Annotated in this window: 22 protein-coding genes, 2 tRNA genes and 1 pseudogene; 10 read left to right on the top strand and 15 right to left on the bottom strand. The window is 51.4% G+C overall.

Annotated features, from left to right (window positions below; genetic code table 11):
- Nucleotides 1-38: 38 nt before the first annotated feature.
- Both CWM66_RS09850 and CWM66_RS09855 read right to left on the bottom strand, forming a co-directional pair.
- Complete coding sequence (locus tag CWM66_RS09850) at nt 39-1,157, bottom strand: lysozyme inhibitor LprI family protein (protein WP_071921018.1); 1,119 nt, start codon at nt 1,155-1,157, stop codon at nt 39-41.
- Nucleotides 1,158-1,243: 86 nt separating this feature from the next.
- Nucleotides 1,244-2,152: a LysR family transcriptional regulator gene (locus CWM66_RS09855; protein WP_007371358.1), complete on the bottom strand. Its 909-nt coding sequence runs from the start codon at nt 2,150-2,152 to the stop codon at nt 1,244-1,246.
- 109 nt (nt 2,153-2,261) lie between these two features.
- On the opposite strand from CWM66_RS09855, the gene CWM66_RS09860 reads away from it, so the two are divergent.
- A complete protein-coding gene (locus CWM66_RS09860; RefSeq protein WP_072440349.1) occupies nt 2,262-3,041 on the top strand; it encodes an alpha/beta fold hydrolase in 780 nt (259 codons plus the stop codon).
- Nucleotides 3,042-3,259: 218 nt separating this feature from the next.
- Here the strand turns inward: CWM66_RS09860 and CWM66_RS09865 are convergent, their stop codons facing one another.
- Both CWM66_RS09865 and CWM66_RS09870 read right to left on the bottom strand, forming a co-directional pair.
- Nucleotides 3,260-3,592 carry a gamma-glutamylcyclotransferase family protein gene (locus CWM66_RS09865; protein ID WP_007371360.1) on the bottom strand — a complete coding sequence of 111 codons (333 nt, stop codon included), beginning with the start codon at nt 3,590-3,592 and terminating at the stop codon, nt 3,260-3,262.
- Between the two features lie 149 nt (nt 3,593-3,741).
- Nucleotides 3,742-3,817: transfer RNA gene (locus CWM66_RS09870), tRNA-Asn, on the bottom strand.
- A gap of 5 nt (nt 3,818-3,822) precedes the next feature.
- Between CWM66_RS09870 and CWM66_RS29505 the strand changes: the two genes are divergently transcribed.
- The 5 genes from CWM66_RS29505 to CWM66_RS29510 all read left to right on the top strand — a co-directional run bounded on the left by CWM66_RS29505 (nt 3,823) and on the right by CWM66_RS29510 (nt 6,654).
- Entirely contained in the window at nt 3,823-3,915 is a 93-nt protein-coding gene (locus CWM66_RS29505) for a DUF5951 family protein (RefSeq protein WP_222104920.1), read from the top strand.
- A 90-nt stretch (nt 3,916-4,005) separates the two neighbouring features.
- Nucleotides 4,006-5,457, top strand: a complete 1,452-nt coding sequence (locus CWM66_RS09875; protein ID WP_233218388.1) for an EmmdR/YeeO family multidrug/toxin efflux MATE transporter — start codon at nt 4,006-4,008, stop codon at nt 5,455-5,457.
- An 81-nt stretch (nt 5,458-5,538) separates the two neighbouring features.
- A tRNA-Asn gene (locus CWM66_RS09880) sits at nt 5,539-5,614 on the top strand.
- 306 nt (nt 5,615-5,920) lie between these two features.
- The gene (locus tag CWM66_RS09885; protein WP_051644088.1) at nt 5,921-6,346 is read left to right on the top strand and encodes a hypothetical protein; all 426 of its coding nucleotides are present in this window, start codon (nt 5,921-5,923) and stop codon (nt 6,344-6,346) included.
- Between the two features lie 80 nt (nt 6,347-6,426).
- A complete protein-coding gene (locus CWM66_RS29510; protein WP_227136855.1) occupies nt 6,427-6,654 on the top strand; it encodes a transcriptional repressor in 228 nt (75 codons plus the stop codon).
- Nucleotides 6,655-6,748: 94 nt separating this feature from the next.
- Here the strand turns inward: CWM66_RS29510 and CWM66_RS09895 are convergent, their stop codons facing one another.
- Nucleotides 6,749-7,645, bottom strand: a complete 897-nt coding sequence (locus CWM66_RS09895) for a helix-turn-helix domain-containing protein (protein ID WP_079517718.1) — start codon at nt 7,643-7,645, stop codon at nt 6,749-6,751.
- Between the two features lie 371 nt (nt 7,646-8,016).
- Here CWM66_RS09895 and CWM66_RS09900 point away from each other — a divergent pair, with 371 nt between their 5' ends.
- The gene (locus CWM66_RS09900; RefSeq protein ID WP_107146594.1) at nt 8,017-8,832 is read left to right on the top strand and encodes a helix-turn-helix domain-containing protein; all 816 of its coding nucleotides are present in this window, start codon (nt 8,017-8,019) and stop codon (nt 8,830-8,832) included.
- A 32-nt stretch (nt 8,833-8,864) separates the two neighbouring features.
- Here CWM66_RS09900 and CWM66_RS09905 read toward each other — a convergent pair whose 3' ends face one another.
- The 5 genes from CWM66_RS09905 to CWM66_RS09925 all read right to left on the bottom strand — a co-directional run bounded on the left by CWM66_RS09905 (nt 8,865) and on the right by CWM66_RS09925 (nt 16,552).
- Nucleotides 8,865-10,835 carry a TonB-dependent receptor domain-containing protein gene (locus tag CWM66_RS09905; protein WP_071921015.1) on the bottom strand — a complete coding sequence of 657 codons (1,971 nt, stop codon included), beginning with the start codon at nt 10,833-10,835 and terminating at the stop codon, nt 8,865-8,867.
- Between the two features lie 464 nt (nt 10,836-11,299).
- Entirely contained in the window at nt 11,300-11,572 is a 273-nt protein-coding gene (locus tag CWM66_RS29515) for a hypothetical protein (RefSeq protein WP_369878875.1), read from the bottom strand.
- A gap of 101 nt (nt 11,573-11,673) precedes the next feature.
- Nucleotides 11,674-13,128 (bottom strand): carotenoid oxygenase family protein, encoded by a 1,455-nt coding sequence (locus CWM66_RS09915; RefSeq protein WP_233218379.1) that lies wholly within the window; start codon nt 13,126-13,128, stop codon nt 11,674-11,676.
- A gap of 119 nt (nt 13,129-13,247) precedes the next feature.
- Complete coding sequence (locus CWM66_RS09920; protein ID WP_035942197.1) at nt 13,248-14,720, bottom strand: aldehyde dehydrogenase family protein; 1,473 nt, start codon at nt 14,718-14,720, stop codon at nt 13,248-13,250.
- Nucleotides 14,717-16,552, bottom strand: coding sequence for an FUSC family protein (locus CWM66_RS09925; protein ID WP_107146596.1), 1,836 nt, complete (start codon nt 16,550-16,552; stop codon nt 14,717-14,719). Before CWM66_RS09925 ends, CWM66_RS09920 begins: the two co-directional genes overlap by 4 nt.
- Nucleotides 16,553-16,683: 131 nt before the next feature.
- Between CWM66_RS09925 and CWM66_RS09930 the strand changes: the two genes are divergently transcribed.
- Nucleotides 16,684-17,304, top strand: a complete 621-nt coding sequence (locus CWM66_RS09930; protein WP_107146597.1) for a TetR/AcrR family transcriptional regulator — start codon at nt 16,684-16,686, stop codon at nt 17,302-17,304.
- Between the two features lie 155 nt (nt 17,305-17,459).
- Here the strand turns inward: CWM66_RS09930 and CWM66_RS09935 are convergent, their stop codons facing one another.
- The 5 genes and pseudogenes from CWM66_RS09935 to CWM66_RS09955 all read right to left on the bottom strand — a co-directional run bounded on the left by CWM66_RS09935 (nt 17,460) and on the right by CWM66_RS09955 (nt 22,868).
- Nucleotides 17,460-19,235, bottom strand: coding sequence for an aminopeptidase P family protein (locus CWM66_RS09935; protein WP_107146598.1), 1,776 nt, complete (start codon nt 19,233-19,235; stop codon nt 17,460-17,462).
- Between the two features lie 16 nt (nt 19,236-19,251).
- Nucleotides 19,252-20,706, bottom strand: coding sequence for an AMP nucleosidase (locus CWM66_RS09940; protein WP_035890079.1), 1,455 nt, complete (start codon nt 20,704-20,706; stop codon nt 19,252-19,254).
- Nucleotides 20,707-20,836: 130 nt separating this feature from the next.
- Complete coding sequence (locus CWM66_RS09945; RefSeq protein WP_107146599.1) at nt 20,837-21,814, bottom strand: MDR family oxidoreductase; 978 nt, start codon at nt 21,812-21,814, stop codon at nt 20,837-20,839.
- 30 nt (nt 21,815-21,844) lie between these two features.
- A pseudogene (locus CWM66_RS09950) lies at nt 21,845-22,521 on the bottom strand (TetR family transcriptional regulator C-terminal domain-containing protein).
- 158 nt (nt 22,522-22,679) lie between these two features.
- Nucleotides 22,680-22,868: a YjfB family protein gene (locus tag CWM66_RS09955; protein WP_007371378.1), complete on the bottom strand. Its 189-nt coding sequence runs from the start codon at nt 22,866-22,868 to the stop codon at nt 22,680-22,682.
- A 1,287-nt stretch (nt 22,869-24,155) separates the two neighbouring features.
- Between CWM66_RS09955 and CWM66_RS09960 the strand changes: the two genes are divergently transcribed.
- A complete protein-coding gene (locus CWM66_RS09960) occupies nt 24,156-24,980 on the top strand; it encodes a mannosyl-3-phosphoglycerate phosphatase-related protein (protein WP_107146600.1) in 825 nt (274 codons plus the stop codon).
- Nucleotides 24,977-26,197: a hypothetical protein gene (locus tag CWM66_RS09965; protein WP_007371381.1), complete on the top strand. Its 1,221-nt coding sequence runs from the start codon at nt 24,977-24,979 to the stop codon at nt 26,195-26,197. The genes CWM66_RS09960 and CWM66_RS09965 overlap by 4 nt, the downstream gene beginning before the upstream one ends.
- Nucleotides 26,198-26,313: the final 116 nt, after the last annotated feature.

Genomic DNA, 26,313 nt, shown 5'->3' on the forward strand with positions numbered 1-26,313 from the left:
CAAGAAGAGGCCGGAGTGTCGGGTTTTCACCATTCCGCTTAATTTCTGACGTTAATCACGCCGTATTTTGACGCTTGATCCTGAAACACCACTTTACCGCTGTCATTTTTGACAATCTTCACCATTAATACATCGTTATCCATGCTGTTTTGCGCATAGACGCTAAAGTTTTCCGGCAGTTTGATATGTAATCCGTCAGAAAATGCCTCGCCGGCAGCGCTGGGGTAGTTTCCGCTGCTCATGTTATAAAGCGTGGTGATATTGTCTTTGGTGATTTTCAGGTCGCTGTCGTTAAAGCAGTTATCAACGTATCCCGGCGAGGTAACCGGGCCGCACGTCACGATTGCGGTATAGCCATTGCGGTATTTGGCCTCTTCTTCCATATTGGATTTTATCGCCGCGATATTTCTCTCCGCTAAAGGGCTGCCATTGGCTTTTGCCTTTTCATACCACGCCAGCGCTTGCTGATAATCCTTTTCGACGCCAATCCCGTTGGCATAGTTGTAACCCAAATCAATTTGCGCATTCGCATCATTGGCTTCGGCTGCTGCGCGGGTTAACGCCACGCCTTTATCAACATCCCGGGCAACGCTTTTCCCGTAGGTATAGAGAAAACCCAACCGCTGCATGGCCGCCGGATTTTTTTGCGCCGCTGCGGATTCCAGCCAGTGAATGGCTTCGCTTTTTTGCTGCGCCGTGCCTTTGCTGAGCGCGATTCCCCACTCGGCCTGTGCAGCGATATCGCCCGCTTCAGCTTTCAATTCAAGTTCTGATTTGGCGGCAACCGGTGCGGGCTGCGGGGTAACTGGCGCAGGATCGGGTTTCGCCTGAACGGGTTCAGTTTTGTTACCCAGCAGCGTTTGCAGATCCTGAATGCGCGACTGATACGCAGTTTGCAGAGACTCAATGGTCGTCGCCTTATTGCGAATATCTTTCAGCCATGACAACTGTGATTTGCGCAGCAGGGCTTTATTTTCCGGCTGTTGCTGAAGTAGCTGGTTATAGAGCGCGTTAAGCTGGCTGTCCATCCCGGAGAGCGCGGGCGTGGAGCAAATAGTAAGTTCAACAAAACCTGCGGCTTTCTCACAATTAAACGAAGCACTGTGGCCCATTTGCGAAATGCAGTACAGCAGGCCCGCCAGAATGACTTTCTTCATAATCTCACCCTTTTTGAGTTTGAATATCTCTATCGGGCTGAAAGACAAAAGCTTTAGGGGAAATATACCTGCTGTTAATAGGGGGATCAGGCGCGATCCCAGGGGGGATTGTCGCCAAAAGCCTGCGCCAGGTAATCGACAAAATGGCGGACTTTCACTGGAATGCGCAGCGCGCTCGGATAAACCGCCTGAATAACTAAATCACTGGCAGTGTAATCCGGCAGCAACGGGATCAAGGCCTTGCGGCGGATATAATCGCCAAACATAAAGGTTGGCCCATAGACAATCCCCGTTCCGGCCAGCGCAGACGCCACCAGTAACTGCAGATTATTTGCCGTCAGCCTGCATGGCCCATCAATCACGTGCGCGTGTTTTTGCTTATCAAACAGCGTCCAGTTTCCTTCTGAGACGGCTTTACTAAAAGCCAGCCGTGAAGCATTACGCAAATCCTCCGGCGTTTGCGGAGTGCCGTGTCGCAAAAGCCAGCCAGGTGAAGCGCAGATAACCATGCGACAGGGCGCCAGTTGCCGCGTGACAAGCTGTGTCGATTTCAGTCTGCCAATGCGGATGGCAACATCCACCCGCGCATCCAGCAGATCGACATAACGATCTTCCAGCAGCACCTCCACATTCACCTCAGGGTGATCTTCCAGATAGCGAGCCACTACGCTTGCGACATGAAGCTCACCGAAAGTGACCGGGACGGTAACGCGCAAGGTGCCACGTGCGGTGGCCTGGGTATCGCCCGCTTCGCGGTTTGCCTCCTCAAACGCTTCGAGGATCTGTTTGCCGCGCTCGTAATAGATTTGACCGGCATCGGTCAAACTTAATCGCCGTGTTGAACGTTGCAGAAGCCGGGCATTCACTTCGGTTTCGAGCGCGCTGACGTGTTTGCCCGCCATAGCCGGAGACACGCCAAAACGTCTCGCAGCGGCAGCAAAACTGCCTTCTTCAACGGCAGCAACAAAAACAGCAAGGCTGGTTAACCGATCCATTTCTTTACCATTCAATACTCAGATTATCGACTCTCGCTACTTTACAGGGAATTATCAAATACTGTGATGGAGTTTACGCTGCTGACTCGTTAAACAGAGGAGCTATGCAATGAAACTTGACGTTAATGGCACACACATTCAGGTCACGCAGCAAGGGAACGGGGAGCTGGCGCTGGTCTTTTTGCACTATTACGGCGGTTCGTCGCGAACCTGGGAGGCGGTTGCCGGAGCGCTGTCGGATCGCTACCGGACGATAGCCATCGACCATCGCGGCTGGGGCGAATCGGCAAAACCGGAAAGCGGCTATGAGCTGGCGACACTGGCGGCGGATGCGCAGGCGGTCATCGATGCGCTTAACCTGCAACGCTATATTCTGGTGGGGCATTCGATGGGCGGAAAGGTTGCGCAGCTTATCGCCTCGCACCAACCGACTGGTCTTGCAGGGATGATCCTGGTCGCGCCGTCTCCCCCTTCGCCGATGCGCCTTTCACCGCAAGAACGCACGCTTTTAACCAGCGCTTATTCGTCCCGTGAATCGGTCGGATACGTGATTGATAATGTACTGACAGCGAAAGAACTGAGCGCCGCACAGCGGGAGCAGGTGATTGAAGACAGCCTGAAAGGCAGCCCGCAGGCGAAAAAAGCCTGGCCGGACGTGATGATGGCGGAAGATATTACGGCAGATGTCGCTGCAATTAAGGTGCCCGCGATGGTTATTTTGGGCGAGCGGGATAAGGTGGAACGCCGCCCGGTGCTGGAAGCCGAGCTTTTGCCGCGCATCCCGCAGGCGACGTTGCATATCATCCCTGACGCCGGGCATCTGCTGCCGCTCGAAGCGCCGCAAGCGCTTACAGAGAGGATCGCGCATTTTATAACGCATGCACTCTGAAGCCTTAACGCAGGCAGGCGAGATATCTTTCCCCTGAGCGGCGTTTTCGGTTATCTCTTTGCCCGCAAACGCGCCGTAGAGTTGCGTATATTTGACGGCACTCTGGCGGCGCGTCAAATCCGGCTGCCCATTCCTGCATAGCGGTGTAAAAATGGGAGATGTCTTTCAGCCCGCCGGATAGTTCAGAGCCGCTGATACGGCTCTGTGCGGGTACCAGGCTATTCGGCTCGTGGCAGTAGCTGGTAAATCCACGCGCTGACGCGTTTGCCCTCAGCGGTAGTGACCTCGACTAAAACGCGGTCGTAGCCCTCTTCAAATTCATCCAGCATCGGCCAGTGCGCAGCAAGGTTGTCGGACAGAAACAGGTAACCGTGCACCTGTGCGCCGTTTTCATCCAGTACGATGCCTGGAAAATCGGCAGCGGCTCCCCAGCCACGCGCGTAAAACGTACCGGTGACGTGGCCCGGCAGCCATTCACCGCCGATGTTTTCCAGGATATGCGCATTAGAACAGCCGGGACGCAGCGTGCCGTAGACAAATAACGATTCCATTTTCCCTCAACAATCAAGGCGATAAATACCCAGCGGGCGAAGAGTATTCAAAATACGGTTTTGTGATGAGGTTCGCAACTGTCTGCACGCGCGGTGCGCGGTAAACGCCAAAAAGCAAAAAGCCTGCTCGAAAGCAGGCTTCTTAAATATGGCTCCTCTGACTGGACTCGAACCAGTGACATACGGATTAACAGTCCGCCGTTCTACCGACTGAACTACAGAGGAATCGTGTGGAGGCTTATCTTAGCGGCGAAAAATCTTTTGTCAAACCTCATTTTAGCGATGGCAACCTGACTGCTGAATCCATCGACAATTTGATCTAATAAACACCGATTTCGGTGTAAATACTTTGCAGGATCAGGGTTTCTCCCTCATCATTTGAAATGTGATTTCACCTTTCGCGGCTAAGGACCATTTTGAACCTCGTCACTCCCTTACGCCAGGCCGTCATGCGTACGCCCTGGTACAGAAAACGTAAAAGTTACCGTGTATTATTCTGGCGAGAAATTACCCCCCTTGCCGTACCGATCTTCCTGGAAAACACCTGTGTTTTGATGATGGGTGTGCTCAGCACGTTTCTGGTGAGCTGGCTGGGTAAAGAAGCGATGGCGGGCGTCGGCCTGGCGGACAGCTTCAATATGGTGGTGATGTCTTTTTTTGCCGCCATTGATTTAGGGACGACGGTGGTCGTGGCCTTCAGCCTCGGCAAACTGGATGGTGAGCGGGCGAGGGCGGCAACGCGGCAGTCGCTGGTGATCATGACGTTGTTTGCCATTGTACTGGCGGCGGTGATCCACTACTTTGGCACGCAAATCATCGACTTTATCGCCGGTGCGGCGACGGCGGAAGTTAAAGCGCTGGCGCTGACCTACCTTGAACTCACCGTCATCAGCTACCCGGCGGCGGCCATTGCCCTGATTGGCAGCGGCGCGCTGCGCGGCGCGGGCAATACCAAAATCCCGCTGTTGATTAATGGCGGGATGAATATCCTCAACATCATTATCAGCAGCATCCTGATTTATGGCCTTTGGGGCTGGAAAGGCATGGGTTTTGCCGGTGCAGGGCTGGGGTTGACTATTTCCCGCTATATTGGCGCGGTGGCGATTATCTGGGTGCTGATGATTGGTTTTAATCCGGCGCTGCGGATCTCGCTGAAAAGCTACTTCGAAAAACTCAACTTCTCTATTATCTGGGAAGTGATGGGGATCGGCATTCCGGCCAGTATCGAGTCGGTGCTGTTTAACGGCGGCAAGCTGTTAACGCAAATGTTTGTCGCGGGTATGGGTACCAACGTCATCGCCGGTAATTTTATTGCCTTCTCCGTGGCTGCACTGATTAACCTGCCGGGGAACGCGCTGGGCTCTGCGTCTACCATTATTACCGGTAAGCGCCTCGGTAAAGGTCAGATCGGCCAGGCAGAACGCCAGCTACGCCATGTCTTCTGGCTTTCGACGCTGTTGCTGACAGCAATTGCCTGGGGTACTGCGCCTTTTGCCGGGCTGTTTGCTTCCTTTTATACCCAGGAAGAGGACGTAAAAGAGGTGGTTAAGGTACTTCTGTGGCTTAATGCGGCGTTTATGCCGATTTGGGCGGCATCATGGGTGCTGCCTGCGGGTCTGAAAGGCGCGCGCGACGCCCGTTTCGCCATGTGGGTTTCCATGCTTGGAATGTGGGGTTGCCGGGTGGTGGCAGGGTATACGCTGGGGGTCATGCTCGGTATGGGCGTGATTGGCGTCTGGCTCGGGATGTTCCTCGACTGGGCGGTACGCGGCGTTTTCTTCTACTGGCGCATGGCGAGCGGCAGGTGGTTGTGGAAGTATCCAAAGCCGCAGAAAAGAGCCATTTCTGCACAACCTGGAGAATAATTCGGCAAACGCGCCGAAAAAGGCAAATCAGGCTTTGACAAGGGTCAGGGGCGTCGTTAATATTCGCCCCGTTCACACGATTCCTCTGTAGTTCAGTCGGTAGAACGGCGGACTGTTAATCCGTATGTCACTGGTTCGAGTCCAGTCAGAGGAGCCATATTTAAGAAGCCTGCTTTCGAGCAGGCTTTTTGCTTTTTGGCGTTTACCGCGCGCCGCGCGTGCAGACAGTTGCTCCGTAATTTCAAACCTTCTCGTAAGCCTTTTAAAGCCTCTGATTCACACGGTCTGTATCAGTAATCACTAAATACTCATAATGAAATCAGTGCAGTACCCACAAGAACGTGTACTGTCTTTTTCAATTGATAAGGCCGGATCATGTAACATGATGGCTGGAATTTATAATATTACAAATAAAGGAAATGATAATCTATCTCATTAGGTTTACTTCTAAAGGGCAAGAAAAATGTTACGTATTGATGAATCGGAGTTCCCTCTCGTATGGCTGATACAAGTCGACCAAATGGAGAACCGCAGTTCTCAAAGCGAAGCTTACGATAACAGTTTTATTCAGCTAGAAAAAATTTTAGGCAAGAAAATACCTTTTGTCATAATAAGTGCGACAGAATTTGAGGATGAAGAACAACACGAACATTCGAAAGAAGAAAAAATGAAATTGGCATTATGGCTTAAGAAAAACAAAGCCAATGTGAAAAAATATATAATCGCGCAAATTCAAATAGTACCAGAAAACAAACAAAGCATTATATTAAAAGGCTTTGCGAAAGCATTTTCAAAGTTTTGGGGATATCCTATGCTAATCGTTTCTGATAAGGAAAATGCAATAGTCAAAGCCAATAATTTACTTAACAATATAAAACAACAAGATTAATGCATTTTCACCTTAGCTAAATTCGCCCCTTATGTGAAAGAACAAGAACAGGAAAATTAATGATGTTAACCAGAAAACGCATGCGGCAAACAGTACCAAGGCAATATGTTATTAATGTCATGGAAAATAACAAGAATAAATTTCTCCAGGTTACCGAAATATATTCCCTCATGAAAGAAAGTCATAAAATTGCGCTGAGTGTAATTTATCGAGTCACAAGAGATCTCTATACTGCAGGAATTCTTGAACGACGCTGGAATGAATATAATGGACGTCTAACATATAGATTAATTGACACGATGAAATAAAAATATTTGGCTTACTTCTGGCCTGCCTTTGTAGGTTACAATCATTATCACTTTCATATAAAAACGAGCAAGTCGTAGAAGAAAAGAATAATATTTATTTATCATCATCTGAATGACACGTATCTGGTAAAGGGATATAATAATATCCTTTTAAAATACCTTTATTATCTTTCTCAAAAAAACAACCAGAAAAAAGATCAGGATCAGAGTCTCTTCTTTTTATTTTGTTCTCTATCATATAATTAAAATATACATAATTTATAAATTTTTCTAAATCAGATATGTACCCCTCATAATAAAATCTTATAAATTCATTATATGTAACAACCGAAGAGAGCGTAGCATCTCTGGCAGTAAAAAAAATTACAGGGTCTTTTATTGACAACGTTTTCTTGAACTCAGCAGTTATAGTCAAATGGTTGGATTCACTGCAGGAAGAAATTACGAATTTTTTTTCGTATAAATCTAAAATGAAACGAGTTAGTCTTTTATAGAAAAGAGACTCAATGCTTTCATTTCTTTGTGAAAGGACAAACTCTTGCTTTTCTTCTTTATAATTATTTCTTCTATCATGAATAGAAGAAACAATATTATGCTCAAATATAATATTCTCATGTTTAACTGTTAAGTTCCAGGACATGGCGAGGTTTCTCTGAAAAAAAGAGCTGGATATAAATCGAGTCTTACGGTAGTAACCAGGGGTTACGCCATAGTACTTCTTAAAAAAACGAGCGAATGTTTGCTGGGAACTAAAACCACTTTCAACACAAATTTCTACCATCGGGAGCTGACTCATTTTTATAAGGAGGGCTGCATTCGTAATTTTCCTGTTTCGAATGTATCTTCCAAGACTTATTCCAAAATATTTATGAAACATTCTCTGGAGATGCCATTTACTGTAACCTGATTTAATTGAAATGTTTTCTATTTTAAGATTGGTGTGTAGATTATTTTCAATCCAGATAAGCAGATCATAGAAGAAATCAGTCATAAATATTCACCCTAAAAAGAAATGTATACCGACAAGACTAACGCTTGAGTTACATAACGACTAAAAAATCACACATCATATATTAGAGGTAGTAATAATAACTTTATAATCAAGCCAGGTCTTTATCTTTCTCGGCCAAATATAAGTAAGAATGCACAGCGTGCACAGATTTTAAAAATCATCTCCATAATAAAAATACAAAATGATACTGATGCATCTGACATGAATAACAAGAGACTTTCCAGTGATTAAGTACTATCTCATTTAGTTAAGATTTAAAATATAAAAACACCTTTTTTACTGGCCCGATATTAAAACAAATGGCATAATATCTGTATTCCAGACAGTGCCCATTGGTGGAGACAATTCCATTGAGAACGTTAGACCATACACCCTCAGAATTCATAAATCCTTTATTACCTGTCTTCTCAATGAAATCAGAGAGTATCTCTGATGACTGGGAATTGAAACCACACAAACATCCCGAAGCACAGCTTATTTTTTCAGTCAAAGGTACGATGATTTGCGAAGTGAAAAACTGTATCAGATTGATCCCGCCTCAATGTGCAATATGGATACCTACTAATGTCCTCCATTCGACAAGAGGGAGTGGTAATACAGATTGTTATTGTATTTTTATAGATACCAGCTTAATTAAGGGATTACCTTCCGAATGTAGCACATTATCTGTCTCTCCACTTTTACGTGAGTTAATAATATATGCATCCGGGTTTAATCACGAACTAATAAAACCGTCAGAGCAAAAAATTATTGATATTTTGGTTGATCAGATAAAAATATCATCAAAAATGGATGTGAGCCTTCCTATGCCTTCTGAATCTCGCCTCTATTCTTTAGCCAATATGTTAATAAAAAATCCAGGGGATAACTTAAAACTCAAAGATTGGGCAAATAAAATTAATATGAGCGAAAGAAGTTTTACCCGACTTGTCCATCAGGAACTGGGAATGAGCTTTGGCAGATGGAAACAGCAACTCCACATTGTCATTGCGCTCCAAAGGATTTCACAGGGCGATAGTATAACCACAATTGCTCTTGATTTAGGATATGAAAATACCAGTGGTTTTGTAACTATGTTCAAAAAAGTTTTGGGTAAACCACCATTAAGCTACTATAAGGAATTCCAGGATGCTAACATTAGAAATAATAATTCTTTCAGAATTTAATTTAAAAGAGGGTTATTAACCCTCTTTCACCATCAGAAGGCGTAGTTTACTGCAACCCAGAAGCGTCTTCCATCCTCAGTATATCCGTAATTATCATATCTGATTTTCTTATCCAACAGGTTCGAGATGCCAGCTTTGACATCTATATTTTTATTCACACTATAATCTGTACCAAAATCGAATAATGCAAAAGATGGGGCTCTGATTGGTAATATTGCCTGCTCAGTTCCACCCACATTATCACTATCTTTTCCGCGGAAGTTCACTGTAAGCCAGGTTTTAAATGATTCATTTAACTCATAATTTATCGTGCTGGTAAACTGATGTTTGGGAAGTTTCGTCAGCGGTTTTCCTTTATACTCACCTGATTTTTGTTGTGAATATGTATATGTATAATTATTTTCAACGGTTACTTTATCATTTACAGGAAAATTAAGATCAGCCTCAACCCCTCTCGTAACCGCTTTCCCTACATTATCATATGTTAGCGGATATGCCCCATATGGGTTGGGAACAGGATCGCATTGGGTAGACGGGCACGCAGTTGTTGTTATTTTATCTTTAAATTGATTATTAAATAATGTCACACCACCAGATAATCCCTCATCGTTGTTGTATAAGAGACCAAGTTCCTGCGTGATTGATTTTTCAGGTTTAAGGTTAGGATTACCATAAACATCACCTGCATAGGAAACTGAACCAAAATGTGGATCTGTTTCAGTGATTCCTGGGGCTTTAAAACCACTGCTTACCCCTCCTTTTACTGTCCAGTCCGAAGCTACATTCCACACGCCATACATACGTGGGCTCCAGTGATCACCAAATTGATTATCGTGATCCAGTCTTACCCCGGTTGTCAGAGTAAAGTCTTCGGTTGTCATCCATGAATCTTCGAGAAAGAGAGATTTTTCTGTCCGTTTTAGATTCGTTAAATCAGAAATCTGGTTTGAATAACCGTCATGTAATTTCTTAATGCTTAGCTCACCACCAAACGTAAGAATATGACTCCCTATATTTGAGGAGAGTGAAGAACGCATATTAATATTCTTCAAATCAATATCTTGTGAGTTAATAGAGTAATCTTCACTCTGAATGTAAGAGTCAGTCTTACCAATAGCCCAGTAGCCCACATGATTGACAGAGAACCGATTTACCTCTGCTTTTTTACGAAAATCAGAAGGGCAGCCAGAGTAATATGTACACTCCGGACTGATGGATTTTCCAACCATCTGACTAATATCCTGCTGTGTATGGTTAGCAGTGAGCGAAATCTCTTGTTCATCGGTAGGAGTATAGGTAACTTTCCCTGTCACGTTTTCTCTTTTGCTGCCACGATATCCATTATAAATTTCGTCTTCATCACGCTTTGAATAACTACCATAGGCTTGCATTGAAAGGATATTATCTACCAATGGTCCTGTAACAAAAAAATCATTCTGAAAAATATCACCGGAATCACTATGTTCCTGCACAGTCAAATTACTTCCGATGCTACCCTGCCATTTTTTTGCATTTTTCTTTGTAATAATATTAATTACGCCACCAATGGCATCAGAACCATAAAGCGATGACATCGGCCCCCTAATAACCTCTATATGATCAATAGCAGAAACAGGAGGAATCCAGGCATTCATCTGACCAGAACCATCAAATAATCGACTGCTATCTCTGGAGTCAATTCTCATTCCGTCGATCAGATAGAGCGTATATGCAGAACCCATACCTCGTATATTTATTTCTTTATGGTCTCCACCGACGGTTGTCGTAACACCCGGAATCCCCTGGAGCATATCCGCAATATCACGATACGGTTTCTTTTCTAATTGATTTTGGGAAATTGAGGTAACTGATGCCGGTGCTTGTTCTGTACTACTGGCTTGTCCATTGGCATTTGCTGAGACAATAATTGTATTATCATTATCTGTAGCGTTAACGAAAAAAGAAAGCGGTGTAACCAGACATATCAAACTTATACTAATAGGTGAAATTCTGTATTTCCTCATACTATCTCCCCAATTTTTTTATTTTTTCAAACCCAAGAGCCCTTGAAAAATCACCACATGTGATAATGATAATCATAAGCATTTAAGAGATAGTAATTTAAAGGGCCAGAAGACCGTCCGCATTATTAATTTCAGCCATATTATTCGTTATTCCAGCCATGCAGAGGGTGAAGTTTTATCTTCACTTGAGATTAATTAATAAATTTATATATTTATCATGATGTTATGTGGGAAGGCCGGATGTGAGCGCTCATTTCTGCACGCCATTATGGCTGAATGGAAAACTATCATGACTGAAACAAACTACGTTCCATATGTAAAAACCAATGATAATTATTTGTTAATAAACATTGATGGTGAGGCTATGACGAGAAATATCATGGAATTTATTGGTTATTTTTTTACTCATCCCATGACCAGATCCCAGTATCAGATACAACGATCAATTAGTAATATCTGCTCTATTACTGCCTAATTTCCCGTTTCGCCACTGTACCGCAAACTCTGACGGCGTCTGATAATTCAGTGCTGAATGTGGGCGAGTCATTAATGATATTCCTGGCGTGAACAATATCGCTGAACCAATGCTCATTCAGGCTTTCATCGTGAAAGCGGCGGTGATATCCAGCATGGCTTCGGCGAGCAGCTTCTGAGGCGGGCGTTTTCCTCTTCAAGTCAACGGGGAGCCGGTCACCGACCCGCAGGCCGATTGCGAGTGAAGCCTGGTATGCAATCATGGGCACGCTCCTTTTCATCTGATGGCCCTGAGTTTGATGAAGCATGATTCTCACGAAGCACAAAGGGACAGCGATTTTGCTGCCCCTTCGTTGCCAGCCAGTTATCGGTCGGCGATCCAGTTTCCGTGGAATCCCTGCGGGACATGGTGGTCCAGCTTGATGCGGGCCACCGGTTTACCGGAAAAGTCCGTCGCATCGAGGATGACCAACTCGCTGGCATTCCTGAGCGGGTGATACCACACGGCGAGAATCCATCCGTGGTCTTCCTCCTTCGCCTCCGGATGCGGCACGAAGATCGGTTCTCCTACAACCAGGTCGAGCTCGCGGGTGACGTGCTGGAACTCGGTCGTCCCGGTCTGATAGTCGTGCTTGATCAGACAGTTGAACCCGCGCGATTCAGGCTTCGGGTCATGGACGCCAGCCATATAACCGTAGCGGTGGGGGGAGCCCAGGATGGTCTCGTTAGGGCGTACGAATTCGGCAGAGAAATCACCGATCCGGTGGTGCCTTACCGTGCCCTGCCTGAGGTTGATCACAAAGCGCCACAGCTGCGGTTGCTCGAATGCCGATGGGCCGTCTACCAGAGGGAACGGATAGTAGTCCGAAGGATTGAACTGCAGAATCGCGTTAGACACCGGCGTGGTGCTGGCGTCGATAATCGTATCTCCCTCATCCTGATAAGCATTGAGGAAGTGGCCGATCATGTATTCCGAGTTTTCCGGATGCAGCCAGATTGCTTCGCCGGTCTTGCGATCGACGAACAGGATACGTGCATTGCGATCCTGGTCAGGGGCGACGAACCACGAACTCTTCCCCTTCTGGATCAGCTCGCCCGACCATGGCCGCCAACTGATCAGACCGAAGAAGAAGATGTAGTGCTGCCTGGTGAAAATGACGTCGTGATTCCACGGCGTGAACGACAAGGGGACACGGTGTCTGGCCGTGATAGTGCCATCCACGTCGGTCGAGAAGCACTCTACAAAGTGATTTTCGTTATCCAGGGCATAGAAGATCCATTCCTTCGTCACCGAATCGAAATGCGGATGGGCAGTGAGCATGCCTTCGACTTGTCCATTGAAATTGAACGTGCCAAGCGTTTCGAGCGTCACCGGGTCTAATTCCCAATAGTGATGCTCGACCTCGTGCATGGCGAGAAGTTTGTCGCCCAGCCGAATCACGTTGATATTTGCCGTGGCTTTGATCCTGGGAGCACCTTCTGGCAGCAGTGGCTGTGGTGTATTGCTATAACCCATGATCCCGTTGTAGAGCGCCTTGCCCGCTCCGCGCTCGACCTTGAGGCCTTCAGTTTCGACAAACCGGTTGCTGTAGCTGGCTTTACCATCCTCCAACCGGAACGCATGAACCATGCCGTCGCCATCGAACCAATGGAATTTGTCGGGATTGAGAGGCTCGAATTGTTGGTTGCTGGCAACCCGGTACAACGTGCCTTTTAGTTCCCTGGGGATACTTCCCTCGACATGCAGTTCGTTGACCTTATACTCGGTGTAGAGCGGCTCGTACGGACCTCGCAGGAAAGGGTTATTTTTAGTCCACATGGCAAATACCTCTGTTGTTTTCTTGCCTACAAAACTGCGCTCGCAAGCGCCACATTGATGGGTTGTCTTCCTCGGTGCTATCCATGGTGCAGAGGAAGACAACTGCGCCATGGAACCATTCAGAACGGATAGGTACGTGGTTCTTGCTGCACGCTGACCCAGTGGTCGGTGGTGAGTTCTGCGATGATCCAGTCGCTGTTGAAGCGGCCGATTCCGCTGTTCTTTTCTCCGCCGAACATCACGTTGGCCTCGTCATTGGGGGTAATGTCGTTAATGTGGGTCATGCCAGCGTCGATCCCCTGCGCGAAGCGCACGCCACGGGCTTCGTTGCTGGTGAACACCGCGCTCGAAAGCCCGAACTCGGTGGCATTGGCAATACGCAGCGCGTCCTCCTCGTGCACGGCACGGATCAGCGGCGCGATGGGCGCGAACTGTTCGGTCTGCGCCAGATCCGAATCGTTGGGTACGTCGGCGAAGACCTGAGGCGGTAGTAACAACCCTTCATGGGGCGCACCCAGCAGCTGACGGATGCCAGCGTCTTTTGCTGCTTTCAGGCGCGCAAGGGCGCCATCGAGCTGCTTTTGGTTAATCAAGGGGCCGATCACCGTATCAGCCTGCCTCGGATCGCCGACCTTCAAGTTGCGGGCTCGCTCAACGAAGGCGTCCACGAATCGCGGGTAGATTCCAGCTTCAACGATGATGCGATTGCTGCTCATGCAGATTTGGCCCTGGTGCAGGAAACGGCCAACGATTGCAGCGTCCACCGCACGTTCCAGATTCGCGTCATCGAGCACCACGAACGGCGCATTACCACCCAGTTCCAGACCGACGCGCTTGAGCGTTGGGCCTGTAACAGCCAACTCCCCGATGCGACGGCCCACGCGGGTCGAGCCGGTAAAGGAGATGAATTTCGGGATTGGATGGAGAGTGAAGGCGTCGCCTATCTCGCTGATTTCACCAATGACAACATTGAGCACCCCCGGCGGCAGACCCGCCTCCTCGTAGATGCTTGCCAGCAGCAGACCGCCGGTGATCGGGGTATCCTCCGCAGGTTTGAGCACGACGCTGTTGCCCAGGGCCAGCGCTGGCGCCACCGAGCGATTGGACAGGTGCAACGGCCAGTTCCAGGGGCTAATCACGCCGACAACACCCAGCGGACGGCGGTACACCCGGCTCTCCTTGCCTGGCACATCCACAGGAAGAATGCTGCCTGCTATCCGATAGGGCATGGCAGCTGCGGCCAGGGTCGCGGCCCGAACCGAGCTCCACTCCATTTCCGCCTTCAACCGGGTACTGCCCGACTCGGCGATCAGCCAATCGACGATCTCGGCGTGACGTGCGTCGATGATTTCGACGGCCCGGTAAAACACGGCGGCACGCTCTGAGGGCAGTGTCCTTGCCCATTCATATTGCATATTCGCGGCAGCGACATAGGCACTGTCCAGGTCCGCCCGCGTCGCCAGGACGATCTCGGTCAGGATCGACTGGTCGTAGGGATTGCGGTCTTGCAGGACAGTCCCGGCACTGCCAGAGCGCCATTGGCCCGCAATGTATTGGCCGGTGAATGCGGTAGGGGTGAGGGTCTGATTCATAGGGAGTTCCTGTCTGCGGTTGATGGGAAGGCAACACATGCGTTCAACTCGGCGCTCGCATGGCGAAGGGCTTCACCTGCGGTCACGGTTGGGGAAACAATGGACGAATTTGCATCGGTGCCGCGCGTGCGCTGGACGAGCAAGAGGCGCGACTTGACCAGGCACTCCTGGGCCAGGGTAAACATCCTTTCCGACGGATTGCAGAAGTAGAGCAATCGCGTAAGCGCAACGCGCTGAGCACGATGAGTTTTTATCAACGCCGATGCGGTCGGTGCCCGGCTCGCCACTTCGGCCAATGCCGCGATGCGCTGGGCGAGCTTGCGACGATGTACCTCCGGCGTGGAGGGTAAGAACAACCAATATGTAGCTGCGGCTGCCAGCACGCCAAGGACGATGGCGGCCAACTGGTTCAGTGCTTCGGCGACACCCAGGTAATGGCTCCCCGGCTGGGCAGTCAGCAGGAACGTCATATTCATGTCGATCGCCATCCTGGCTGTGGACGGACGACGCATCAGCCAGGCACCCAGCGCCAGGAAAGGCGCTAAGCAGATCAGGACGCCCCGGAAATCCTCAACCTGTGGCAACAGGAACAAATGGACCAGGGTGCCGACAGGCGCACCGATCGTTGAACCGATCAGGACATGAACCAGAGCTTCATTCCCTCGCTCATGCGCCGAAAACAGCGATGCAAAGAGGGTCGCCGTCATTACCATCATGGCACCAGCCTGCCAGCCGGAGAACCGCCAGAACGCAGCGGTAAGCATCAACGCTATGACGGGGCGTGCGGCGGACCGTAACGCTGAGCGCAGATCGAAACCGCGAAATGCCGCCTGCGACCATCCTGTACCGGGCTGGTGCAAGACCTCCGACAGTTCATCGAGCACCGATGCCAGAGGCACAACACTTGACTGTGTAGCCGATAGCTGCGAGCCAGTCAGAAGTTGGCAAAACCTGGAAAGATGAGTGACCCGTTCTTCGACGGATGCATTGCCGGATGCCGGAATGTTCCGTGTGTTCCCGTCTTCGGGCGTCAGCGCGATCAATTCCAGCAACAGGCCAGAGATTTGCCGTACTTCAGACGCCTTCCAGCGTCCGCGCAGCGATCCTGCGGCGTCGTTGTCCACGCTGCGCTCCAGGGCCGCGATGTTGGCAATGAGAGTCTGTGCCGAAGGGAAAGAGCTGCCATACCGCAGGTACTGTTCCACCCGATCCAGGCACCGCTGCATCAATCCATCCACACACTCGGCTACATATTCGCTGCGCCCTTTCGGGACGCCATAGATCGACGCCAGTGCAGAGCAAACGATGCCAAGCATCGTGCATATGACGCGATCCCTCGCCATATGCCCATCGTGTATGCCATCGCCCAGGCCGAACAGCACAACGATCGCGGCGGTGTAGCCAGCCAGCACGAAGCCATAGTTGCGGAAGTGGCGAAACAAGCTGCCAGGTCCCGCACACAGCATCAGCCAGAGCGCGAGCGCGAACAACGAAGGGATGGGCTGCCCGCCCAGCTCAAGCAAGATCACAGCGCCGGTTGCTGCCCCGACAGCAGAGCCGACCATACGTGCAAAGGCCCGTTCGAGCAGAAGGCCGCGTGTCGGCTGGGCGACCAGCCAGACCGTCATCGCAGCCCACCAGGGATGATCTATCCCCAGGGCGTTGGCGACGGTTAGTGCCAGCAGCGCGGCAAGGGTGGTTCGCAACGAGAAGAGTGCTGGCTTCTCCCCTGGACGCTCCTTTCCATTGATCCTTTTTTCAATAGGAGGCTCAAGCAAAGCGATGGGAGCCTTTTCTTGAGGTGAGGGGAGATGGAGGGCGGATTTGACCACGATCGCAACACCTATAATTGAACGACTTCGTTCAATTTAAGCGCAAGGCGTCGTGCGGTCAATATATTTGTACGATGTCGTTCATTTTTGGGCTACCATTACCTAAAAATCCACTGAGACAGGATCTGCAAATGCGTAGGAAAACTGAGGCCCGCCGCCTGAGCTTCGTGCAGGCGGCGGGCAAACTGTTCATCGAACATGGGTTTGGTACAGTAACGATGGAAGCGATTGCCGCCGAGGCTGGCGCGTCCAAAGTCACGCTTTACAGCTACTTCCCGAACAAGGATGAATTGTTCGGAGCTTTCGCTGCGGAGGCAGGGAAAGGTGTTATCGAGACGTTGGAAACATCCAGGGAGGATGGACTACAAGCGACCTTGCAGCGCCTGGGCATGGCCTATCTGGACCTTGTCACTCGGCCAGAAGTCATCAACCTGAACCGCTTAGTCATCGGTGAGGCTGGACGTTACCCGCAGTTGAGCCGCATTTTCTACGAGAATGGCCCACGCCAGACACTGATCTCGATCTGCAACGTGCTCGACAACCTGATGCAACGCGGGTTGTTACGCCAGGCCGAGTTGCGTCGAACCGGACTGTATTTCAAGGCATTGTGCGAGGCAGGCCTGGTCGAACGCCAGTTGTGGGGATTGGATCAGCAGCCTGCCGAAGAAACCCGCCGGGAAGCGGTTGACGCCGCAATCGAGGCGTTCCTGCCTGCGTATGATGCGACACAGACACACCGCCATAAGGGGTAGGGCCAGACGGAAAGCCCGATCTCCCATGACACGCCGCGACGATCAACTGCCCGAGCCGCTGTGCGTGCGGTAATTTAAAAAGCCTGCTTACGCGCTGGCTTTTTGCTTTTCAGCGTTCAGCAACCATCAGCACCGGGTTGCCCCGGCGCCATGAGTTAGCTTGCCTGCACGCGCAGCGGCGCGGTGGCGGCAATCAGCCACTCGCGGGCGTTGCTGCTGACCCGCGGCAACAGTATTTCACGCACCTGCTGGTGATAATCATCCAGCCACTGTTTCTCCTGTTCGCTCAGCAGGCTCCACTCCACCTGGCTTAAATCGATGGGGATCAGCGTCAGGGACGAGAAGCGGCAGAAACCGGGCTGGCTTTCCACCACTTCCACCTGATTTTCGATACGAATACCGTAGCGATCCGCCAGATAGTAACCCGGTTCGATGGTCATAATATTACCGGCACTGAGCGGCCACGGGTTGACCTTTTTGGCAATGCGCTGCGGCTGTTCGTGGATCAGCAACTGGTGACCGACGCCGTGTCCGGTGCCGTGATCGAAATCCAGCCCCAGATCCCAGAGCGCGCGGCGGGCAAAGGCATCAAGCTGATGGCCGTGCGTTCCGGCAGGGAATTGCAGAGTAAACATCGACAAAAAGCCTTTCAGCACGGCGGTGTAGTGCAGGCGCTGCTGCGCGTCCAACGGGCCAAACGACAGGGTACGCGTGGCGTCAGTGGTGCCGTTCTGGTACTGACCGCCGGAGTCGTTCAGGTAAAAATTCGCGCGGGTGATGGCTTTGTTGGTTTTTTCGCTGCTGTGATAGTGGCACATGGCGGCGTTGCTGGCAGAGGCCGAAATGGTACTGAAACTCTGCTCGATAAACCCGGCCTGTTGCTGGCGAAATTCCAGTTGCTTCTGCTGAGCTTCCAGTTCGGTGACCGGGTTACCCGCAGCTTCACGCGCCGGAACTTCCTGCGCCAGCCACGCCAGAAAATTCACCCACGCCGCGCCATCCTGCTGGTGGCTTTCACGGTAGCCCGCCAGCTCCACCGGATTTTTATGCGCTTTGATAAAGGTGATCGGATCCGCGCTCCACAGCACTTCACCACCCTGTTGTTCGATAGCAAAACGCAGAGCGACGGGGGCAAAATCACCGTCGAGCAGGATGCGTTTGCCCGGCGCAATCTGCTGGCAGCGCGGCAGAAAGGCATCGAAATCGTTCAGCGTCAGCGTGGCCTTCAGTTCAGCAGACAGAGCCGCTGTTTTGCGCGGATCGACAAACCACTCCACCGCGCCATCACGGCTCAGCAGAGCAAAAGAGTGCGCCACCGGGTTCATCGCAATGTCGGAGCCGCGGATATTCAGCAGCCAGGCAATATTATCCGGCAGGGTGATGGCGAGATAATCCGCCCCTTTCGCCGCCAGCACTTGCGCAATACGCGCGCGTTTATCGGCACTGCTTTCTCCACTGATGGCGACGGGCATTTCACGGATCACGCCGCAGGGTGCTGCCGGGCGATCGCGCCAGATGGCAGCGAACGGATCGTGCGTCAGCGCCACCAGTTCACAATGCGTGGCGTCAAGAGCGGTGAACTGGCTGTTGACCATCAGCAGCGGTTCGAAACCGATGCGACTTCCTGCAGGCAACGAAGCAAGAACCTGATCGAGCGGCTCGTTGTGCAGGTGATGGATTTCAAAGGCATGCAGATCCACTTCGCTGCGTACCTGCACCTGGTAGCGACCATCGACAAACATTAACGCGCGATCGCGCAGTACCAGCGCCAGCCCGGCCGAGCCGGTAAAACCGGTGAGCCACTGTAATTTATTATCGTGCGGGGCGCAGTCTTCGCTTTGATGCGCATCGGCGCGCGGCACAATGATACCGTCAAGCTCCAGCGCGACAAGCTGGTCGCGTAACGCCTGTAACGGTGTTGGGGTTTGCATAGTGAGTCCTTTTTTCTTATCTGAACGGCGGTTCGTTGAAGGTGCGCAGCTTACGGGAGTGCAGGCGATCGCCCTCCGCCCGCAGCAGGTCAATCGCGCGAATACCAATTTGCAGGTGCTCGGAAATTGCCCCTTCATAAAAACGGTTTGCCTGGCCGGGCAGTTTGATCTCGCCGTGCAGCGGTTTATCCGACACGCACAGCAGCGTGCCATAAGGCACACGGAAGCGGTAACCCTGTGCGGCAATGGTGGCGCTTTCCATATCAATCGCCACGGCGCGGCTCAGGTTAAAACGCAGCGCCGAGGCGGAATAGCGCAGCTCCCAGTTACGATCGTCGGTGGTCACTACAGTACCGGTACGCAGGCGTTGTTTGACCTCTTCGCCTGGCATATCGCTCACTGCTTTGGTGGCGTCGTACAATGCGCGCTGTACTTCGGCGATGCTCGGGATCGGGATATCCGGCGGCAGTACCGCATCCAACACATGGTCGTCGCGCAGATAAGCGTGCGCCAGCACGTAATCGCCAATCTCCTGGCTTTCACGCAATCCGCCACAGTGGCCAATCATCAGCCAGACATCCGGGCGCAGCACGGCGAGGTGATCGCAGATGGTTTTGGCGTTTGACGGCCCGACGCCAATATTCACCAGCGTGATCCCCTGGCCGTCTGCGGTCACCAGGTGCCAGGCTGGCATCTGATGTTTTTTCCATGCCAGATCGGAAATCGCCTGCTCCGGCGCTTCGGTATCGGCAGTGATCCAGTGCCCGCCCGCGCAGGAGAGCGCAACATAGGGGCTTTCTGGATCGAGGATTTGGTTGCAACCCCAGCGCACAAACTCATCCACATAGCGGGTGTAGTTGGTGAACAGCACAAACGGCTGGAAATGCTCGACCGGCGTGCCGGTGTAGTGGCGCAGGCGCGCCAGCGAAAAATCCACGCGGCGGGCATCAAAATGCGACAGCGGATACAGCTCGGTCGGGTGGAACAGGCCATCAGCAGTTTCATCGCCAATCTGCGCCAGCTCGGTGGTCGGGAAGTGGCGCGTCAGACCGGCGCTCATCGAGCGATCCAGCGTCAGCTCGGAACCATCAATCACATACGGGTAGGGGATCTCATGGGCTGAAAGGCCCACTTCGATCTGCGCGCCGTAGTCCTGGCACAGTAACGTTAATTGTTCGAGTAAATAGGCGCGAAACAGTGCAGGGCGGGTGACGGTGGTGGTGTAGCAGCCGGAGTGGGTGAAGCGGGCATAAGCGCGGGTTTTTGGCGGTTTTGTTGCGCTGCCATTCCAGCTTACCGACAGCGATGGGTAGACGAACAACCCTTGTGCGCGGGCTTCAGCCGCCGGGAGTTCACCGTTTTCAATATAGCGGCCAATGGCGTGGCGCAGTGCGTTGACCGAGCGGTCGTACAGCGCCTCCAGTTGATCCAGCGCCTGCTCAGGTGTCAGGTGTGCACCTTTATTCATCATTATCTCCTTGTCTGCTTCTGCGGCGGTTCCCGATAGTATGTCACAGGAATGTGAAACAAAAGCCGTGCGGACAGGGATTCAGAGGAAACGGGGGAAGCGCCCGGCGCAACAGTGCGCGCCGGGAAAGGGGTTAGCCGCTGATTTTCACCAGCGTGCGGCCCTGGATTTTGTTTTGCAGGAAATCGGCGGCGGTTGCCGGGGCTTGTTCCAGCGCGATTTCAGTCGCCGCCTGCTGGTAGTAGCTCTGCGGCAGGATGCGGGCGAGATTTTCCCATACTGCCGGACGTTGCGCCGTCGGCACCATGACTGAATCCACGCCTTGCAGACGTACGTTGCGCAGGATAAACGGCATCACAGTCGTCGGTAGATCGAAACCGCCCGCCAGGCCGCAGGCCGCCACGCAACCGCCATAGTTGGTCTGCGCCAGTACTTTTGCCAGCACATGGCTGCCGACGGTATCGATCGCACCGGCCCACAGTTGTTTCTCCAGCGGACGTGTCTGTTCGAAATCGCTGCGTGGCAGGATCTCGTCAGCACCCAACTGGCGCAGGAAATCGTGGGTCGATTCGCGGCCAGTAACGGCGGCCACGGTGTAACCCAGCGCTTTCAGCAGTACCACGGCGGTGCTGCCCACGCCGCCGCTCGCGCCGGTGACGAGCACCGTGCCATCCTGCGGTTTCACCCCGGCTTCCTGCAATGCCATGACGCACAGCATGGCGGTAAAACCAGCGGTACCGATGATCATCGCCTGACGCGCGCTTAAACTTTCCGGCAGAGGCACCAGCCAGTCGCCTTTCACGCAGGCCTGCGCCGCAAGGCCGCCCCAGTGGTTTTCACCCACGCCCCAGCCGGTGAGAATGACCGCCTGGCTCGGTACAAAACGCGGGTCGCGGCTTTCGCTGACGCGGCCGGAAAAATCGATGCCTGGCACCATCGGGAACTGGCGAATGATTTTGCCTTTACCGGTGATGGCCAGCGCGTCTTTGTAGTTGAGACTGGACCAGTCAATATCGACCCGGACATCGCCCTCGGCCAGCGCAGGCAGCGCCACGTCTTTGACTTCCGCCAGGGTTTTATTCTCAAGCTGTTCCAGAACTAATGCTTTCATGACTGCGTTTTCCTCGTCGGATAACGTTGATTATTCGGCAGTTTTGCCGTCCTGTGCAGGTGTTATTTAGCTGTAATACTGTGCCGGAAGAACGTCCAGAACTGGTTGAGGGGCTCCACAGAGCGGAACAGTTTGGCGCGCATTACTGCGCCTTCCCAGCCGGACCAGAACTGACGCGCCAGTTCGCTGGGCGGTGCATCTGTCGCCAGCTCGTCGCGCAGTTTTGCCTCGTCCAGGCAGCGTGCGACGCGGCTTTCCCATTCCTGGAGGATCGCCTGCAGGCGTTCGGGGAAGGCTTCCGGTAAAAGCGGTGTTTCCTGTAGCAGGTTGCCGACCAGGCAGCCGCGACGGAAATCGTATTTCGCCATCCCCTGACCGGCATGCAGCACGAAGGCCTCTATCCGTTGCAGCGGGGCGAGTTGCGTATCGAGTAAAAATTTGTCGAGTTTATGTGCGAAAAAGCGGCCATAGGCGTCGATCACCGCCATACCGAATTCCTGCTTGCTCTTAAAGCAGTGGTAGAACGAGCCCTTTGGCACGGCGATGTTTTTGATCACCGCATCAATGCCGGCCGACAAATAGCCGGTTTCGGTGATCACTTCGAGGCCAGAACGAATCAGCTCCTGGCGGGTATCCGTGAAGTCGCGTTCTACCTTTGGCGGCCGTCCGCGACGGGGTTTTGCCCGCGCTGCCGTTTCGCTACTCATAATTTAGACCGATTGGTTTTAATTCGCTGTAGGCTACGCCGTTTGTGAAGGCTAAGCAAGCGAAGAGCAGGAAAAAGGCCCGCACAATGACGGGCCTTGCAGAGGTATTTTACCGACTGGCGCAGTGGCTTCCCTTTCGCGCCTGCGGGTAGACCGGATTAGGCCGTGGTATTGATATTACGACCAATTGCCGGGTTGGATGGTAACTGCGGGATCTGCTGAATGATATCGGAAGCCATTGACTGCTGAGCATCCAGCGCCTTTTTGAGTACCAGCGTACTGACCTGGCTATCAAGCTGATAGGAGTCCAGGCTGCTGGCCAGAGAGGCAATTTGTATCGGGTCCATGTCGATCATCCTGTGTTGTGGAAAAAACAACCAAAGAACAGTTGTGAATATAACTGCACAGAATTTATCGGCAGCAGGTGGTGAATCTTTAGGCGGAGCGCGGATAACGCAGGCCAAACCCCCCCTTTTTCTCCGTAAACAATTGGGGAAACAGTGAAAAGAAGCATTTTTATAAACAGACGTGGGTCGTCTGAATACGGGTTTTTTCGTTGAGGCAGGAAATCCGGATGGTTATTTTTTCGGGCAGATCGTAATGAAACAGAGACAACTGGCCGAACGTTTCGCCTTCATCGCTCGCTGTGATCTGTTCCGCTACGGCACAGCATCTTTCCGGCTGTGCAGAAGGTGCTGCTGGCCATAAGGCGAATACTCAGCGCGCCATTTTCTTTGCACAAAAAACGAGGAATCACTGTTATGTCTCCAATTCCCACCCCATCTGATAGCGGTAGAGTATTTACCAGGAAACAGAAGCTGGTGGTAAAGGAAAACATCGCTGCAATTTGGCTTCACTGGCTGGGAGCGGTTTTACCAGTAAGTAGCTAAGAAATTAAATATTCTAAAATTCTTTATTAGAATCACATTTTTCGATGTAGACCATGATACAAATAAAAAACTCTCACGGTGGCGTAACTACCGCGTATATGCGTTATCCATGACAACAAATCTACACCCTGACAGGTCGCCCTGGTGCAGGCGGAAAAGTTTTTATTATATTAAAAATAGTGTTTCAGCTAATACGCATACTATACTTTCGTTTAATAAAGAACCGCCTTCGTATAAAATGAGTTATATTAATTAATGCCATACCATAGCAACGGCAAAATCTTATCATCTGAGAGTTAAATAAAAAAGTTCCATAAGATTTCAGAGCAAGCATAATAATAGGATTTATCCTAACTGGCGGCGTGATTTTACATTTTATGCAGCGCGCACTTTACAGGATAAATCACACTAGATTTGCTTGCTGGATGAAATTTTATTCCGCAATATCTATTCGGGATGTAATTATTGAGCTTGTCGTTGTTGATATTCACATTATCCTCCCGCCCGTATTGTAAAACTGACCAGCACCGCCGGGAGTCAGCTCACCGGAATATAAGAAGACCACACAGTCATAAGAGAGCGTCGCGGACTAAATTATGTCGGAAAACGATGGCAGCGATTGTAACTGAATATTTATTTTCATGATTCGATGATAATAATCGGTCTAAGATTTAAAACTCATTTATTGGTGATTTTTATTGCACCGTTAACTCGTTTTCTCTGGGTATGCCAGAAGGAGTAATGATGCTCTCTCTTGATTCTTCCTTGCTGATTGTAAGCGACCTTGATGGCTCATTACTGGATCATCATGACTACAACTGGAATGCTGCCCGCCAGTGGCTTGCACGCCTGAAACAATTTCGTATCCCGGTAATCATCTGTTCCAGCAAAACCGCAGCAGAAATCGTTCCGCTACAGGAACAGCTCGGTATTGCGGGTTCGCCGTTTATTGCTGAAAACGGTGCCCGTATCGTGATGACGGGGGAGGCGACAGGAGCCGATACCCCAGGCGAGGAGTACCGTGTGCTATGCCGGAATCTGGAAGCGCTCAGGCACCGGTTCTGTTTTACCGGTTTTCATGAGCTAAGCGATGCGGATGTCGCTGACGCTACAGGCCTGACGCTGGCGGAGGCACATCTGAGCCGTCTGCGCGATGCATCGGAAGTGCTGCTATGGCGAGATGATGAACAACGGCTTGAGGATTTCCGTATTGCGCTGGCAGGGTATGGGCTTGCCTTAACCCGCGGTGGACGTTTCTGGCATGTTATGCCTGAAGGTTGTGACAAAGGCCATGCGCTGGTCTGGTTGCAGCAACAGCTTGAACAGCAGGAGGGCAAACCACGGATCACGATGGGGTTAGGCGATGGCCCGAACGATATCCCCCTGCTGACGCGCGTCGATTATGCGGTAGTGATTAAGGGAACAGGCACAAAATCTGTGGTTTTGCCGCGTGCTGACGAAGAACACGTTTATTACACCACCCTTGCTGGCCCGGAAGGCTGGCGTGAGGGGCTGGATTATTTTTTATTAAACCCTGCAATGGGTGCCAGACCGGAGGATAAACAATGAGTGATTTTTACCAGAATGGTGTACTGACTAACTTTCACAATCTTACCCGCCGGAGTGTCGAATCCCTCGAAGAGGAGATGGTTCGCTTTGCCCAAAAACGAAAAATGGGGTTGATTCTGCCTGCGTTATTCTCAGAGCTGGAGGGTCCGGCTATGGATAATATCGTCAGTGAGCTGGCGAAAGTCCCCTGGCTGGAAGAAATTGTGGTTGGCCTTGATCGCGCCGATCGCCAGCAGTTCCTCTTTGCGCGCGAGTTTTTCTCCCGGCTACCGCAGCGGCATCGCATTCTGTGGAATGACGGTCCCCGCCTTAAGAGCCTGGCTGACGAACTGGGCAAAGAAGGCCTGGCGCCAGAACAGCCAGGCAAAGGGCGCAACGTCTGGTTCTGTGCGGGTTATACGCTGGCTTCCGATCGCACCCACTGTGTGGCATTGCATGATTGCGACATCACCACCTACGAGCGCGGAATGCTGGCGCGCCTGCTGTATCCGCTGGCCAACCCGGCGTTTCAGTATGAGTTTTGCAAGGGGTTTTATGCCCGGGCTGAGGGCGGCAAACTGAATGGGCGCGTCGGTCGTTTGCTCGTTGGTCCACTTTTGCGTTCACTGCAAAAAGTGTATGGCCATTCTGAATACCTGGACTATCTCACCAGTTTCCGTTATCCGCTGTCAGGTGAGTTCGCCATGCGTACACGCGTGCTGAATGGCATCAGGATCCCCGGCGACTGGGGATTAGAGATTGGCGTGTTATCAGAGATCTACAGGAACTACACCACGCGTCAGACTTGTCAGGTCGAAATCACCGATAATTACGATCACAAACATCAGCCGTTGGCGGAGGAAGATGGCACCGGCGGGCTAAAGCGCATGAGTAATGACATTGTGCAGTCGCTGCTGCGCAAGCTGGCAACCATGGGAGTACCCCTTACCGGTGATTCATTTCGCGTGCTGAAAGCGACCTACTATCGCAATGCGCTGGATATGATGGAGATCTACAACCACGAAGCCATAATGAATGGCCTCAGTTTTGACCGGCATGTTGAAGAGGCAGCGGTGGAAATGTTCACCCAGGCAATCCTTGATGCAGGGGAGGCATTTATTAAACGGCCGAACGAGAAACCCTTCATACCCAGCTGGAGCCGTGTTCAGTCCGCTTTTCCGGATATCCTGCAACGTATCAGTCAGGCAGTGGAAGAGGATAATAGAGGGAATGTCTAATCTTCCACATGAGCGATAGCCCATCCCAGTGCAGCAGGTTTTGCTGTTTCGCTGGATGGTGCAAGAACAAAAAACTGGCGTTATTTGTGGGGCTATTGATATGGCAAGCGTCTGGA

It is taken from the genome of Kosakonia sp. H7A (assembly GCF_003028445.1).
Taxonomy (GTDB): Bacteria; Pseudomonadota; Gammaproteobacteria; order Enterobacterales; family Enterobacteriaceae; genus Kosakonia; species Kosakonia radicincitans.